Origin of the sequence: Actinacidiphila oryziradicis, assembly GCF_005047355.1 — a bacterium.
Taxonomy (GTDB): domain Bacteria; phylum Actinomycetota; class Actinomycetes; order Streptomycetales; family Streptomycetaceae; genus Actinacidiphila; species Actinacidiphila oryziradicis.
The window spans coordinates 73,381-87,357 of the sequence record NZ_SUMC01000005.1 but is presented as its reverse complement, the minus strand read 5'-3'; the positions used below and the strand labels follow the sequence as shown (position 1 = coordinate 87,357).

The 13,977-nt window shown below is 71.6% G+C and carries 12 protein-coding genes and 1 pseudogene; 4 read left to right on the top strand and 9 right to left on the bottom strand.

What is annotated here, in order from left to right; genetic code table 11:
• Nucleotide 1 precedes the first annotated feature (1 nt).
• From FCI23_RS07380 to FCI23_RS07365, 4 genes are all read left to right on the top strand, one after another.
• A complete protein-coding gene (locus FCI23_RS07380; RefSeq protein WP_136722646.1) occupies nucleotides 2-1,132 on the top strand; it encodes an LLM class flavin-dependent oxidoreductase in 1,131 nt (376 codons plus the stop codon).
• On the top strand, nucleotides 1,129-1,923 hold the full coding sequence (locus tag FCI23_RS07375) for an alpha/beta hydrolase (RefSeq protein ID WP_136722645.1): 795 nt from the start codon (nucleotides 1,129-1,131) through the stop codon (nucleotides 1,921-1,923). The genes FCI23_RS07380 and FCI23_RS07375 overlap by 4 nt, the downstream gene beginning before the upstream one ends.
• The gene (locus FCI23_RS07370) at nucleotides 1,920-2,423 is read left to right on the top strand and encodes a flavin reductase family protein (RefSeq protein ID WP_136722644.1); all 504 of its coding nucleotides are present in this window, start codon (nucleotides 1,920-1,922) and stop codon (nucleotides 2,421-2,423) included. Before FCI23_RS07375 ends, FCI23_RS07370 begins: the two co-directional genes overlap by 4 nt.
• Before the next feature lie 114 nt (nucleotides 2,424-2,537).
• Nucleotides 2,538-2,972, top strand: a complete 435-nt coding sequence (locus FCI23_RS07365) for a hypothetical protein (protein WP_136722643.1) — start codon at nucleotides 2,538-2,540, stop codon at nucleotides 2,970-2,972.
• A 122-nt stretch (nucleotides 2,973-3,094) separates the two neighbouring features.
• Here FCI23_RS07365 and FCI23_RS07360 read toward each other — a convergent pair whose 3' ends face one another.
• The 9 genes and pseudogenes from FCI23_RS07360 to FCI23_RS07320 form a co-directional block, all read right to left on the bottom strand.
• Nucleotides 3,095-3,946, bottom strand: coding sequence for a thioesterase family protein (locus FCI23_RS07360; RefSeq protein ID WP_136722642.1), 852 nt, complete (start codon nucleotides 3,944-3,946; stop codon nucleotides 3,095-3,097).
• A 418-nt stretch (nucleotides 3,947-4,364) separates the two neighbouring features.
• Nucleotides 4,365-4,493: pseudogene (locus FCI23_RS59335) on the bottom strand (TetR family transcriptional regulator); the annotation flags it as partial.
• Nucleotides 4,494-4,562: 69 nt separating this feature from the next.
• Nucleotides 4,563-5,780 carry a glucose-1-phosphate adenylyltransferase gene (glgC, locus tag FCI23_RS07350; RefSeq protein WP_136722641.1) on the bottom strand — a complete coding sequence of 406 codons (1,218 nt, stop codon included), beginning with the start codon at nucleotides 5,778-5,780 and terminating at the stop codon, nucleotides 4,563-4,565.
• Nucleotides 5,781-5,790: 10 nt separating this feature from the next.
• Nucleotides 5,791-6,969: a glycogen synthase gene (gene glgA / locus FCI23_RS07345; protein ID WP_136722640.1), complete on the bottom strand. Its 1,179-nt coding sequence runs from the start codon at nucleotides 6,967-6,969 to the stop codon at nucleotides 5,791-5,793.
• 174 nt (nucleotides 6,970-7,143) lie between these two features.
• Nucleotides 7,144-7,992: a formate dehydrogenase accessory sulfurtransferase FdhD gene (gene fdhD / locus FCI23_RS07340; protein WP_136722639.1), complete on the bottom strand. Its 849-nt coding sequence runs from the start codon at nucleotides 7,990-7,992 to the stop codon at nucleotides 7,144-7,146.
• A 6-nt stretch (nucleotides 7,993-7,998) separates the two neighbouring features.
• Complete coding sequence (locus FCI23_RS07335; RefSeq protein WP_136722638.1) at nucleotides 7,999-8,865, bottom strand: 2Fe-2S iron-sulfur cluster-binding protein; 867 nt, start codon at nucleotides 8,863-8,865, stop codon at nucleotides 7,999-8,001.
• Entirely contained in the window at nucleotides 8,862-10,895 is a 2,034-nt protein-coding gene (locus FCI23_RS07330) for an NAD(P)H-dependent oxidoreductase subunit E (protein ID WP_169316713.1), read from the bottom strand. The genes FCI23_RS07335 and FCI23_RS07330 overlap by 4 nt, the downstream gene beginning before the upstream one ends.
• Nucleotides 10,886-12,835, bottom strand: coding sequence for a molybdopterin oxidoreductase family protein (locus FCI23_RS07325; protein ID WP_136722637.1), 1,950 nt, complete (start codon nucleotides 12,833-12,835; stop codon nucleotides 10,886-10,888). The genes FCI23_RS07330 and FCI23_RS07325 overlap by 10 nt, the downstream gene beginning before the upstream one ends.
• Nucleotides 12,832-13,815: a 2-dehydropantoate 2-reductase gene (locus tag FCI23_RS07320; RefSeq protein WP_136722636.1), complete on the bottom strand. Its 984-nt coding sequence runs from the start codon at nucleotides 13,813-13,815 to the stop codon at nucleotides 12,832-12,834. Before FCI23_RS07320 ends, FCI23_RS07325 begins: the two co-directional genes overlap by 4 nt.
• Nucleotides 13,816-13,977 lie beyond the last annotated feature (162 nt).

The following is a 13,977-nucleotide window of genomic DNA, read 5'->3' as shown; positions in this document are numbered from 1 at the left end:
CATGTCCGTCGAGTTCATCGGCATGATCGGCACCCGCGACGCCTCCGAGACCCGCCCCGGCAGCGGGCCGGCCATCGACCCCGACTACACCGTCCGCTTCGCCCGCGCCCACGAGGACGGCGGCTTCGACCGCGTTCTGATCGGCTACAGCTCCGGCACTCCCGACGGCACCCAGGTCGCCGCCCACGTCGCCGCCCGTACGGAACGGCTGGGCCTGCTGATAGCGCACCGTCCCGGTTTCATCGCCCCCACCCTGGCCGCCCGCTCCTTCGCCACCCTCGACCAGTTCTCCGGTGGCCGTGTCGCCGTCCACACCATCACCGGGGGCCACGACACCGAGCAGCGCCGGGACGGCGACTACCTCGGCAAGGACGAGCGCTACGCCCGCACCGACGAGTACCTCGGCATCCTCCGCCGTGCCTGGACCTCCGGCGAGCCCTTCAGCCACGAGGGCACGCACTACCGCTTCGAGGACTACCACAGCGACGTGCTGCCGGTGCGCGAGTCGGGCATCCCGCTCTTCTTCGGCGGCTCCTCCGAGGCCGCGTACCGGGTGGGCGGCAGGCACGCCGACACCTTCGCCCTGTGGGGCGAGCCACTCGCCGAGACCGCCGAGCAGATCGCCTCCGTACGGGCTGCCGCGCAGGCCGCGGGCCGTACCGAGGCACCCGGGATCAGCGTCTCCTTCCGGCCGATCCTCGGCCCCACCGAGGAACTGGCCTGGGAACGCGCCCACCGCATCCTCGACACCATCAACGAGGGAGTCGGCAAGTCGTTCTTCGGCCAGGTCAAGCGGTTCACCGGGGCCGACGGCCCGCAGAACACCGGCTCCCAGCGGCTGCTGGCCGCCGCGGCGAAGGCCGACCGGCACGACCGCGCGCTGTGGACCGCGCCCGCCGCGGCCTCCGGGGCGGCCGGCAACTCCACCGCGCTCGTCGGCACACCGGAGACCGTCGCCCAGGCCCTGCTGGACTACGTGGACATCGGCGTCACCACCATCCTGATCCGTGGCTACGACCCGCTGGACGACGCCATCGACTACGGCCGCCATCTCATCCCGCTGGTCCGCCAGGAACTCGCGCATCGCGCCGCCACCGCCACCTCGCTCGTCACCTCCGGAAGTGCTCGATGACCGAGTTGCTCACCACCGCCCACAGCTGGCACCCGCCCGCCGGGGCCGTCAGCCGGGGCACCCTCCTCGTCCTCCCCGGCCGTGGCGAGCACGGCGGAGTGTACGAACGCTTCGGCCGCCGCCTCGCTGCCGACGCCTACGTCGTCCACGCCCTCGGCACAGAGCCCGGAGCCGACCGGGACACCGTCCGCAGCGCCCTGCGGCAGGCCGCCGGCCCGGACCCCGTTGCCCCGGTCGTCCTGGTCGGCGCCGACACCGGCGCCCTCCAGGCGCTGGTCGCCGCCGCCGACCCGGACCCGGAACTCGCTGTCCACGGCATCATCCTGGCCGGTACGGCCCCGACCGCGGCCGCCGGATTCCAGGCGGGCGAGGGCTGGGACGCCGAACTCGCCGCCCGCACCGCCTGCCCCGTCCACCGCAGGCGCCTCGCCGAGGACCCAGGCTTCGCGCGCGGCCGGCTGGGCGACCCAGCCCCCGACGCGCTCGCCGCCGCGGCGGAGACCGCCGCACCCGAGCTGCCCGTGCTCGTCCTGCACGGCGACGCGGACCCGGTCACCCCTGCGGACCGGGCCCGCGCCCTCGCGGCCCGACTGCCCCGGGCGAGCCTCGGCGTCGTACGCGGCGGACTCCACGACACCGTCAACGACGCGTCGCACCGCACCACTGCCGCCGCCGTCGTCCAGTGGCTCGAACGGCTGCGTGGCGGCCCGGAGTTGAGCCCGATCCTCACGATTGAGCCCATCGTGCCCATCGTGCCCATCGCGTCCATCACGAGGGAGCCCCGTTCATGACCGTCACCGGAGAGCACCAGGAAGTGGACGCCGCCCCCGCCGCCGAGGTCCTGCGCCGCACCCTGCGCCGGCACGCGGCCGGCGTCACAGTGATCACGGTTCCCGGCCCGGCGGGCTTCACGGCGACCTCTTTCACCTCCGTCTCCCTGGAGCCGGCCCTGGTCTCCTTCCACCTCGGCCTCACCGCCTCCACCGCCCGCGCGGTCCGGGCGGCGGAACGGTTCGCGGTGCACATCCTCGGCGCCGAACACGCCGCCCTGGCGCAGGGTTTCGCCCGCAGCGGCACCGACCGCTTCGCGGGAGTCCCCTGGAAACCGTCCCCCGACGGCCTGCCCCTGCTCGACGGCGTACCGGCATGGCTCACCGCCCGCGTGGTTCTCCGCCAGGAGATCGGCGACCATCTGCACGTGGTCGGTGAGGTCGAGGCAGGCGGCGGCCATGTCACCGGCGCTGCCCTGGTCCACCACGATGGATACTTCGGCACCGCCGTGCGCCTGTAGGGCCCGGCTCCGGGACCAGCGGCGGCGGGGCTGGGTGGTGCTGGTGCGCGGGGAGTGGCGGGGGCCCTCGGGATGCGGCCAGGGGAGGGTGATACTGCCGCCGACGGGGAGGGCGTGCCAGCAGCCGGCGAAGGTGTCGAGGCGGCCGCAGATGCGCTGCACGAGCGGCGTTTCGCGCTCGCTGAGCGGGGTGCCGGCGAGCCATGGGGGGAGTTGGCCGCGATGACCGGAGCGGAGCTGCCACATGGAGTGGCAGATGGAGACGAGCCGCTCGGAAAGAGCCGTTTCGGCGCGGTCCTGAGGGCGCGGCGTCTTCTCGCGGCGGGCCCGGCGGCGGCTCTCGGCGGGGTCGGCCGGCGTAATGAAACCGCCGCCCGAGGCGATACGGCCGAACACGGCACCGCGGAGGCCGGCTTCGGCCTCGGCGAGGAAATGGACGGCGTCGTGCGGGAGGTAGTCGTCATAGCCGGGGGCGTAGCGGGTGGCGAGCGCGGGTCCGGTGCGGCGGGCGACGCTGATCGTGTCACGAACGCCCCGCGACCTTGGTGAACGTCACGTCCATACCAGGACGGCAACGGGGACGGAGCCGGCCGTGCACACGGATTTCGGGCGGAGCGGAGGGCGGCCTCGCGAGGCAGGGGCATGGCGTCCGGACGACCGGCCGCCGTCGGCTACTGCGGCAGCCGCACCCGGGCCAGCTGGCGGGACTGGGCGACGAGCCGGCCCGCGGAGTCCCAGGCCTCGGCGTCCTCCTCCAGGTAACCGCCCGCGAAGTTGCGGGTGGAGTGGACGATCCGCAGCCAGCCGGGGGCGGGCTTGGCGCGGACGTGCACGGTGAGTTCGAGGGTGGGGGCCCAGCTGGGGACACCGAGGTCGAAGTTGACCGGCGGCAGGACGTCCACGGCGAGGAGCAGCATCAGGGGGTCGGGCTCGCGGCCGTCGGGGAGGCGGAACCAGCCGCGTGCCATCCCGCGGCCGGAGGGGGTGCCGGAGACCCAGCCGATGGTGCCGGGGTCGAGGCGCAGCTCGACGCTGCCCAGGAAAGGGGCCTGCTTGAGGAACTCGGGCGGGGCGAGGTCGGTGCTGACACAGTCCGCGGGGGCGGGCAGATCCGGGGGAGTCGCGGAGGTCCGGATATGGTCGGTGTGGCCGTCGAGGTCGCCGTAGGTGGCGAGGACGCGGACCCGTTCGACGGGCTCGCCGTCGTCGCCGGCCTGGGTGAGGGAGACGGAGCCGGTGGAGACCGTACGGCCGCGGCGGAGGGTCTCGGTGCGGAGGGTGGCGCGGCCGGGGCTGGTGGGGGAGAGGTAGTAGCCGCTGATGGAGAAGGGGTCGAGGTGGCCGTCGACCCCGTCGCCGAGTTCGGCGCAGAGGGCGCGGCCGGCGAGCGCGAGCAGCAGGCCGCCGTTGATCCCCATGCCTATCCGCCAGTTGTCGTGCAGCTCGGCGTCGAAGACGGAGGGCTCGTCGGGGCGCGGGGTCACCGTGGTGGCGAGGTCGAATCCGTATGTGTGAAGGGTCATCGGTTTCCTTGGGTGGACGGCTCGTTGAGGCCGCGTGCGTGCGTAAGAGGCCGCGCGAATAGGTGGGGCGGGTTAAGGAGCGCGCCGAGGGCCGAGTCTGGCAAGGCGGAGGCGGGGGCACCTCCTGGGGTCGACCGACACCGACGACAACACTTCCAGGCGAGAGCCATCGGCCCGCGACGCCGCCCCACCTATTCGCGCGGCCTCTGAGGGTGTCGACGACCTCGTCGACGCGGATGGCGCCGGTGGCGGCGTCCGCCCGCCACCCGTCGTCCTGGGCGGCCCGCAGCACGGCCGGCAGTCCGTCGAAGGTGGCGGAGCCGGCCCGGGCCGGCTTCTTGTCCGACTGGTCCGGCAGATCACGCCGGAACATCAGGGAGGGCATCGCGGGCCGCTCTGCCGCGCGGTGCGGGAAGTGTTGGAGCTGCGCGCCGTGGGACACCTGCGTGCGGCGGGCGATGGCACGTAAGGTGAGCGCTTCGACGCCTTCCTCGGACAGTAGTTCCAGGGCCGCGCCGAGCGGGCGGCCGCAGGTGTCTACTGTCACAGTAGACAGTGTCTACTGAATATGCCGTCGTCGTCCAGCCGTTCGCTGGACAACGACGGGCCAAAATGATCACGTCACCCGCTGTCCCTTCCCGAGTGCGGTGATCCCGTTCTGGGAGATGTGGTAGATCTCCTGATCGCGTTCCCGGTTGACACCGATCGTGGCCCCCGGGGGGACCACCACGTTCTTGTCCAGGATCGCCCGGCGCACCACCGCGCCACGCCCTATACGGACGTTGTCGTGCAGGACCGCCCCTTGTACCACCGCCCCCTCCTCCACCACGACGCCCGGCGACAGCACGGACTGGGTGACCTGGCCGCTGATGATGCACCCCGGGCTGACCATGGACTCGCTCGCGATGCCGCCCGCCACGAACTTCGCCGGGGGCAGCCGTAGGGAGTGGGTGTACAGCGGCCACTCGCGGTTGTAGAGGTTGAAGACCGGGTGCACCGAAATCAGGTCCATATGGGAGTCGTAGTACTGGTCCAGGGTGCCGACGTCCCGCCAGTAGCCGTGGTCGCGGGCGGTCTCTCCCGGGACGTGATTGTCGTCGAAGTCGTACACCTGGGCCTGGCCCTTGGCGGTGAGCATCGGCAGGATGCTGCCGCCCATGTCGTGGATCGAGTCGTCGTCCTCGGCGTCCTGGTAGAGCGCGTCGAGCAGCACCTTCGTGGTGAAGATGTAGTTGCCCATCGAGGCGTACACCCGGTCCGGGTCCCCGGCCAGGCCCGGCGCGTCGGCAGGCTTCTCCTGGAACCGTTCCACCCGGATGCCGTCCGGGCCGGGTGTGATGACCCCGAAGGACGGCGACTGCTCGCGCGGGACCCGGATACCGGCGACCGTGACCCCTGCCCCGCTCTCTATGTGCTGCCGCAGCATCTGGCGCGGGTCCATGCGGTACACGTGGTCGGCACCGAAGACCACGATGTAGTCGGGCTGTTCGTCGTGCACGAGGTTCAACGACTGGTAGATCGCGTCCGCGCTGCCCAGGAACCAGCGCGGGCCGAGCCGCTGTTGCGCCGGGACGGGGGTGACGTAGTTGCCGAGCAGATTGGACATCCGCCAGGTGGTGGTGATGTGGCGGTCGAGAGAGTGCGACTTGTACTGCGTCAGGACGCAGAGCCGCATGATGTCGCCGTTGACAAGATTGGACAGTACGAAGTCGACCAGCCGGTAGGCGCCGCCGAAGGGCACTGCCGGTTTGGCCCGGTCGGCGGTGAGCGGCATCAGCCGCTTGCCCTCCCCGCCCGCGAGTACGATTCCCAGCACCGAAGGGCCACCACGCATCGCCCACCCCTTATTGCTTGTGTTGCTCGAGAGTCTCCTCATACACCCGCAGGGTGCGCCGTGCCACGGCGTCCCAGCCGAATTCCCGTACGGCGCGCTCGCGCCCCGCTTCGCCCATCCGCCGCGCCGCCGCCGGATCGGCGACCACCTTGTTCAGCGCCGCGGCCAGCGCCGCCTCAAAACCCTTCGGCTCCGCCTCGTCGTAAGGGACGAGCAGCCCGGTGCGGCCGTCCTCGACCACCTCCGGGATCCCGCCGACCGCCGAGGCCACCACCGGTGTGCCGCAGGCCATCGCCTCCAGATTGACGATGCCCAGCGGCTCGTACACGGAAGGGCACACGAACACCGAGGCGTGCGTTAGCAGCTGCACCACATCCCGGCGCGGCAGCATCTCGGGGATCCACAGCACCCCTTCCCGCTCCCGGCCCAGTTCCGCCACCAGCTCGCGGAACTCCCGGTCGATCGCGGGCGTGTCGGGAGCTCCCGCGCACAGTACCAACTGGGTGCCGCGGTCCAGTTCGTGGGCCGCGCGCAGCAGATGCGGCACACCCTTCTGCCGGGTGATCCGGCCGACGAAGACGGCGTACGGCAGGCCGGGGTCGACGCCGAGGCGGCGCAGTACATCGGTGTCCGGGTCTGGTCGGTACAGGGCGGTGTCGATGCCGTTGTGGACCACCCGCACCCTGGCCGGGTCCAGCGCCGGGTAGCTGGCGAGGATGTCGGCGCGCATGCCGTGCGAGACCGCGATCACGGCGTCGGCCGCCTCGATCGCCGTACGCTCGGCCCAGCTGGACACGGCGTAGCCGCCGCCGAGTTGCTCGGCCTTCCAGGGGCGCAGCGGCTCCAGCGAGTGGGCTGTCATCACATGCGGAATGCCGTGCAGCAGCTTGGCGACATGGCCGGCGAGATTCGCGTACCACGTATGGGAGTGGACCAGCTCGCGGCCGGCGACCGCCGCGGCCATGGACAGGTCGACCGACAGGCTCCGCAGCGCCTCGTTCGCACCGTCCAGCCCGGCCGCGGCCCGGTGCCGGGTGACGTCCCCGGTGCTCTGCGCCGTACCGCTGCTCCAGCAGTGCATTTCCAGGTCGCTGAGGGCGCGGAGCTCGCGGGCGAGGAACTCCACATGCACACCAGCGCCGCCGTAGACATCCGGCGGGTATTCCCGGGTGAGCAGGCCCACCTTCATGAGCACCGTCCGTACGCCACATGGTCTCCTTCGCCGCCGCTCACCCACATAGTGCCCAGGGAGAGCGGGTTTGATCCGCGAGCATATGCGAACGTCGTGACGGCGGGGGACCGGCCGGCCCAGGGGGCGCACCTAGCCGGCCGGTCCCGTACGCGTGTACACGGGTCGGGAGCGTCAGGCCCGGCCGGCCGCTGAGCGCAGAGCGATCCGCTGCTCGCCCGCGTACACGTTCATGGAGGTGCCGCGCAGGAAGCCGACGAGGGTGAGTCCCGCCTCGTCGGCGAGGTCGACGGCGAGGGAGGAGGGCGCCGAGACGGCGGCGAGGACCGGGATGCCCGCCATGACGGCTTTCTGCGCCAGCTCGAAGGAGGCGCGGCCGGAGACCAGCAGGATCCTCCCGGAGAGGGGGAGCTCGCCCTGCTGCAGGGCGCGTCCGACCAGCTTGTCGACGGCGTTGTGACGGCCCACGTCCTCACGGACGTCGATCAGCTCGCCCTCGGGGGTGAAGAGCGCGGCGGCGTGCAGGCCCCCGGTCCGGTCGAAGACCCGCTGGGCCGCCCTGAGCCGGTCGGGGAGGACGGCGAGCAGGTCCGGTTCGACCAGGACCGGGGGAGTGTCGGTGATGGGCCAGTGCGCTGTCGTCCGTACGGCGTCGAGGCTGGCCTTGCCGCACAGGCCGCAGGACGACGTGGTGTAGACGTTCCGTTCCAGGGTGATGTCGGGGAGCGGGGTGCCGGGCGCGAGCCGGACATCGACGATGTTGTAGGTGTTCGAGCCGTCCACTGTCGCGCCCGCGCAGTACACGATGTTCGCCAGCTCGTCCGCGCTGCCGAGCACCCCCTCGCTCACCAGGAACCCGGCGGCGAGCGCGAAGTCGTCGCCCGGTGTGCGCATGGTGATCGCCAGAGGCTTGCCGTTGAGGCGGATCTCCAGTGGTTCCTCGGCGACCAGAGTGTCCGCGCGGTGACTGACAGCGCCGTCCCTGATACGCAGTACGCGGCGCCGCTCGGTGACCCGTCCCATAATCAATCAGTCCCGGTTCTGTACGTGCTGGAAGCCAAAACGGCCCTTTATACAGAGGTTGCCATGGGTGACCGGGTTGTCGTGCGGTGAGGTCACCTTGACGATCTCGTTTTCCTGCACATGGAGGGTGAGATTGCAGCCCACACCGCAGTACGCGCAGATGGTCGTGGTTTCCGTCTGGGACGGCTCGTCCCAGGTGCCGGCCGCGCGCATGTCGAACTCCGTCTTGAAGGACAGGGCCCCGGTCGGGCAGACCTCGATGCAGTTGCCGCAGTATACGCAGGCGGAATCGGTGAGCGACGCGTCGTGCTCCACGGCGATGGTGTTGTCGAAGCCGCGCCCGGCCACCGAGATGGCGAAGGTGTTCTGCCACTGGTCGCCACAGGCGTCGACGCACTTGTAGCACATGATGCACTTGCTGTAATCGCGCACATACAGGTCGTTGTCGACCTTGGGCGCCCGGTCGGCGACCGTCGCCGCATCCGGGCCGAAGCGGTCCGGCTCCGCGCCGTACTCCCTGATCCAGCCCGCGACGTGCGGCGTTGTCGACAGATCGACGGACGAGGCCAGCAGTTCCAGCACGATCTTCCGGCTGTGCCGGGCCCGCTCGGTGCCGGTACGGACCTCCATGCCCGGCTCCGCCCTGCGCGAGCACGCGGGCGCCAGGGTGCGGGCCCCCTCGACCTCGACGACGCACACCCGGCAGGCGTTCTTCGGGGTGAGGGTGTCGCCGTAGCAGAGGGTCGGGATGTCCTTCCCGGCAGCCGTGCACGCGTCGAGGATCGTGCTGCCCTCGGGGACCCGGACCGGCTCGTCGTCGAGGGTGAACTCGATCAGGCGGCGCGGCAGGCCGAGGGGGACGGTGGTGGTCATTTGTAGGCTCCCAGGCGGTCGATGGCCGATTCCACTGCGTTCCACGCGGTCTGGCCCAGACCGCAGATCGAGGCGTCCCGCATCGCCCGGCCCACCTCGCGAAGCAGCGCGATGTCCGCCGCCGCCGCGTCGCCCGTGCGGTCCGTGATCCGGTGCAGCGCCTCCTCCTGCCGTACGGTCCCGACCCGGCACGGCACGCACTGGCCGCAGGACTCGTCCCGGAAGAACTCCGCGATGCGGAGCAGGATGCGCGGCAGCTCCACCGTCTCGTCCAGCGCCAGGATCACGCCCGAGCCGAGCGTCGCCCCGGCCTCCCTGGTGCCCTCGAAGGTCAGCGGGATGTCCAGCTCGTCCGGCCGTACGAAGCCACCCGCCGCCCCGCCGAGCAGGACCGCGCGGAGGGTGCGGCCCTGCGGAGCGCCCCCGGCGAGATCGAGCAGCTCGCGCAAAGTCGCGCCGAAAGGCAGCTCATATATGCCGGGCGCCCGCACCGAGCCCGATACGCAGAACAGCTTGGTGCCGGTCGAATTCCCGGTCCCTGTGGCGGCGTACGCCGCCGCGCCGTGCTCCAGGATCGGCAGCACATTGACGAGGGTCTCGACATTGTTGACGGCCGTCGGTTTGTCGAACAGGCCCTTCTCGACCGGGAAGGGCGGCTTGCTGCGCGGCTCGCCGCGCCGGCCCTCGATCGAGTTGAAGATCGCGGTCTCCTCGCCGCATATATACGCGCCCGCGCCACGCCGTATCTCTATGTCGAACGCGTACCCCTGGCCGAGGACGTCGGGCCCCAGCAGCCCCCGGGCGCGCGCCTGGCCGATCGCGTGCTCCAGCCGGTGCAGGGCACGCGGATACTCGCCGCGCAGATAGAGGAATCCGCGGTGCGCCCCGACCGCGTACCCCGCGATCGTCATCGCCTCGACGAGTGCGTACGGATCGCCCTCCATCAGCACCCGGTCCTTGAAGGTGCCGGGCTCGCTCTCGTCCGCGTTGCAGACCAGGTAGTGGGTGCGCTCGGGCTGCCTGGCCGTCGCGTCCCACTTGCGGCCGGTGGGGAACGCCGCCCCGCCGCGCCCGACCAGCCCCGCGTCCAGCACCTCCCGGATCACTCCGGCCGGGCCCAGCGCGAATGCCCGGCGCAGGGCGGAGTAGCCGCCGTGCGCGCGGTAGTCGTCCAGCGAGGACGGGTCGACGACGCCGATGCGGCGCAGGAGTACGAGCGCCGGATCCCCGGCCTGGGGCACGGCCTGTGACGCGGCCGGCTCGGGCGGGGCCGCGTGCGGGGCACGTGCCGCCGCGACGACGGCCTCGGCGGTGGCCGGGCCGACCACGGCCATGGCGTGGCCGCCTGCGGCGGGCTTCTCCCCTGCCCCGCCACTTCCCGTTGCAATCGGTATGCGGCTGGCGCCGCGTGGCGGGGGCTCCGCTCCCGGATCCCCGGTCCTCAAACGCCGGACGGGCTGGACCCCGGCCCGCACGGAACCGGGGTCCGGGGCAGCGCCCCGGTTTCCGGAAGGGGCGGGGCTGGGGCCTGTCTCGCCCGCCTGGATCACCAGCGCCGCCGGCGCCCGCTCGCAGAGCCCGAGGCACGGGCTGGCCTGCCAGACAACGCCGTCCCGGGCCTGGCCCGCCGGCCCGAGCCGGTCCTCCAGCCCCGACGTCAACGCGGCGGAGCCCGCCGCCGCGCACGCCAGGTCCGTACAGACGTGCAGCACCCGCGCCGGCCGCGGCCGCACGGAGAACATCGCGTAGAACGTCGCGACCCCATAGCCCTCCGCGGGAGGCACCGTGAGCCGTCGGCACACGTAGTCCAGCGCGCCCTCGCTGATCCAGCCGACGCGGTCGTTGATCGCGTGCAACGCGGGCAGCAGCAGGTCCCGGCGGTCGCGGGCCTCGTGGCCGCCCCGGGCCCAGCGCAGGTCGGCTTTCGTGCGCTCGCCGCCGTCCCAGCCGGACTCGGGCGGGCCGAGGAAGTCGTCGATGGCGTCGCGTTCCTCGTCCGTCGGCTTGGCGTCGGTGAACTTCAGGTCCATGACGCCACCGCCAGCTTCTCCACCCGTACCGCCGTGGCCTTGTACTCGGCGGTGCCGGCGATCGGGCAGGTGGCCTCGATGGTGAGCTGGTTGGTGTCGACCTCGTCCGGGAAGTGCATGGTCATGAAGGCCAGCCCGGGCCGCAGCCCCGGGTCGATCCAGGCCGGGGCGGTGACCTCGCCGCGCCGGGAGGCGATGCGGACCTCCTCGCCCTGGGCGATGCCGTACGCCGCCGCGTCCTCGGGAGAGAGCTCGATGTTCTCGCCGCGCCGCAGCGGGGAGGCGAAGCCGGAGGACTGGACGCCGGTGTTGTACGAGTCCAGGCGGCGTCCGGTGGTCAGCCGGATCGGGTACTGCTCGTCGAGCAGGTCGACCGGCGGGGAGTGCTTGACCGGCCCGAAGGGGGCTGGCATGCCCCGCTTGGCGGGGTCCTTCTCCCAGAGGCGGGCGTGCAGATAGGTGGGTTCGAGGCGGTCCTCGCTGGGGCAGGGCCACTGGATTCCCTGGTGCTCCTCCAGGCGGGCGTACGTCATGCCGTAGTGGTCGGGGGAGACGGCCCGGAGCTCGTTCCAGACCTCTTCGGAGTCGGCGTACTTCCAGTTGTGGCCGAGCCGTGCCGCGAGGTCGCAGATGATGGCGATGTCGTCGCGCGCCTCTCCGGGAGGGGAGACGGCCTTGCGGACCCGCTGGACGCGCCGTTCGCTGTTCGTGGCGGTGCCGTCGCTCTCGCACCAGGAGGCGGACGCGGGCAGGACGACATCGGCCAGCTCGGCGGTCTTGGTGAGGAAGATGTCCTGGACGACCAGGTGGTCGAGCATCTTCAGCCGCTGGATGGTGTGCTCGCAGTCGGCCTCGGACTGGGCGGGGTTCTCCCCGATGCAGTAGACGGCCTTCAGCCGGCCCTGCTCGATGGCGTCGAGCATCTCGGTGAGGTTGAGCCCGTAGCGGGGCTGGATGACGGTGTTCCAGGAGGCCTCGAACTTCGCCCGCGTCGCGGGCTCCAGGATGTCCTGGAAGCCGGGCAGGCGGTTCGGGATGGCGCCCATGTCGCCGCCGCCCTGGACGTTGTTCTGGCCGCGCAGGGGCTGCAGGCCGGAGCCGTGGCGGCCGACGTGCCCGGTGAGCAGGGAGAGGTTGATCAGGGCCCGCACATTGTCGGTGGCGTTGTGGTGCTCGGTGATGCCGAGGGTCCAGCACAGTTGCGCGCGCTCGGCGGTGGCGTAGGCGTGCGCGAGCTCCCGGATGGCGTCGGCGGGGACGCCGGTGACCTGTTCGGCGACGGTGAGGGTCCAGGGTTCGACCTCGGCGGCGTACTCCTCGTAGCCGCTGGTGGCGCGCTCGATGAAGGCGGTGTTGGCGAGCCCGGCGTGGATGATCTCGCGGGCGACCGCATGGGCGAGCGGGATGTCGGTGCCGACGTTGAGGCCCAGCCAGCGGTCGGCCCATTCGGCTGTGCTGGTGCGGCGCGGGTCGATGGCGTACATACGGGCGCCGTTATGGATCCCCTTCAGGACGTGCTGGAAGAAGATGGGGTGCGCGAAGCGGGCGTTGGAGCCCCACATGACGATCAGGTCGGTGTCCTCGACCTCCTGGTACGAGGAGGTGCCGCCGCCGGAGCCGAAGGCGGCGGAGAGCCCGGCGACGCTGGGAGCGTGGCAGGTGCGGTTGCAGGAGTCGACGTTGTTGGTGCCGATGACGACCCGGGTGAACTTCTGGGCGACGTAGTTCATCTCGTTGGTGGAGCGGGCACAGGAGAACATCCCGAAGGCGTCGGGGCCGTGGGCTCCGGTCGTGCGGGCGAAGCCTCCGGCGGCGCGGTCGAGCGCCTCGTCCCAGGTCGCGCGCCGCAGCTCGCCGTTCTTGGTGTCGCGCACCAGGGGATGGGTGATGCGGGGGTAGACCTTCGGCGTGCGGCTGCGGCTGCGGTTGCGGTCCTTCACGAGGCGCTCCTCATCGTGGTGGTGCGGTTCAGCAGGTCGGCGACGGCGTGGATGGCGCGCAGCGTGGGCACCGGGGTGCCGGTGAGCCCGGCGAGTTCGACGACCGCCGCCAGCAGTACGTCGAGTTCCAGTGGCTTGCCGCGCTCCAGGTCCTGGAGGGTGGAGGTCTTGTGCTCGCCGACGCGTTCGGCGCCGGCCAGCCGGCGCTCGATGGAGATCTCGGGGTGGCTGCCGAGCTGGGCGGCGACTTCGAGGGTTTCCCGCATCATGGCGGTGACCAGCTCGCGGGTGTCGGGGTGGCGGCAGATCTGGACCATCGTGGCGCGGGCGAGCGCGCTGATCGGGTTGAACGAGATGTTGCCGAGCAGCTTGATCCAGATGTCGTTGCGCAGATCCGGCTCGACCGGGCATTTGAGGCCGCCGGCCCGCATGGCGTCGCTGAAGTCGAGACAGCGGCGGGAGACCGTCCCGTCGGGCTCGCCGATGGAGAAGCGAGTGCCTTCGAGGTGGCGGATGACGCCGGGGGCCTCGATCTCGGTGGCCGCGTAGACCACGCAGCCGATGGCGCGCTCGGGCGGCAGGGTCGCGGAGACGGCGCCGCCGGGGTCGACGCTCTCCAGGCGGCGGCCGGTGTGCCGGCCGGGCAGCCCGTGGAAGTACCACCAGGGGATGCCGTTCTGGGCCGCGACCACCGCGGTGCGGTCGTGCATGAGAGGGCGGATGAGGGGGCCGCTGGCGGCATAGGAGTTGGCCTTCAGACCGAGGAAGACGTAGTCGACGGGGCCGACTTCGGCCGGGTCGTCGGTGGCTTTGGGATGCGCGGTGAAATCCCCGCGCGGGCTGAGGACCCGGACGCCGTCGCGGCGCAGGGCGTCCAGGTGTGGTCCCCGGGCGATGAGATGGACTTCGGCTCCGGAGCGGTGGAGGGCGGCTCCGACAAAGGCGCCGATGGCTCCGGCGCCGACAACAGCGACTTTCACTCGCGGGGCTCCCGTTCCGTCGGTGGAGCTCTGTTGCGGGTTGCGGTTCTCTTGCAGTCGACAGAATATTGTCTACAGTATGCCTTTCGGAGGGGTCAAGGGTTGTGACGGTGACTGTTTGACCGTTTGGCCCTACGAGGACGCAGTGCCCTGGGAGGAGCC

Coding starts and splice junctions, on each gene's coding strand:
- FCI23_RS07335 (WP_136722638.1), bottom strand. CDS start 8,865: ATGACCACCACCGTCCCCCTCGGCCTGCCGCGCCGCCTGATCGAGTTC.
- FCI23_RS07375 (WP_136722645.1), top strand. CDS start 1,129: ATGACCGAGTTGCTCACCACCGCCCACAGCTGGCACCCGCCCGCCGGG.
- fdhD (WP_136722639.1), bottom strand. CDS start 7,992: ATGGGACGGGTCACCGAGCGGCGCCGCGTACTGCGTATCAGGGACGGC.
- FCI23_RS07330 (WP_169316713.1), bottom strand. CDS start 10,895: ATGGACCTGAAGTTCACCGACGCCAAGCCGACGGACGAGGAACGCGAC.
- glgC (WP_136722641.1), bottom strand. CDS start 5,780: ATGCGTGGTGGCCCTTCGGTGCTGGGAATCGTACTCGCGGGCGGGGAG.
- glgA (WP_136722640.1), bottom strand. CDS start 6,969: ATGAAGGTGGGCCTGCTCACCCGGGAATACCCGCCGGATGTCTACGGC.
- FCI23_RS07380 (WP_136722646.1), top strand. CDS start 2: ATGTCCGTCGAGTTCATCGGCATGATCGGCACCCGCGACGCCTCCGAG.
- FCI23_RS07370 (WP_136722644.1), top strand. CDS start 1,920: ATGACCGTCACCGGAGAGCACCAGGAAGTGGACGCCGCCCCCGCCGCC.
- FCI23_RS07360 (WP_136722642.1), bottom strand. CDS start 3,946: ATGACCCTTCACACATACGGATTCGACCTCGCCACCACGGTGACCCCG.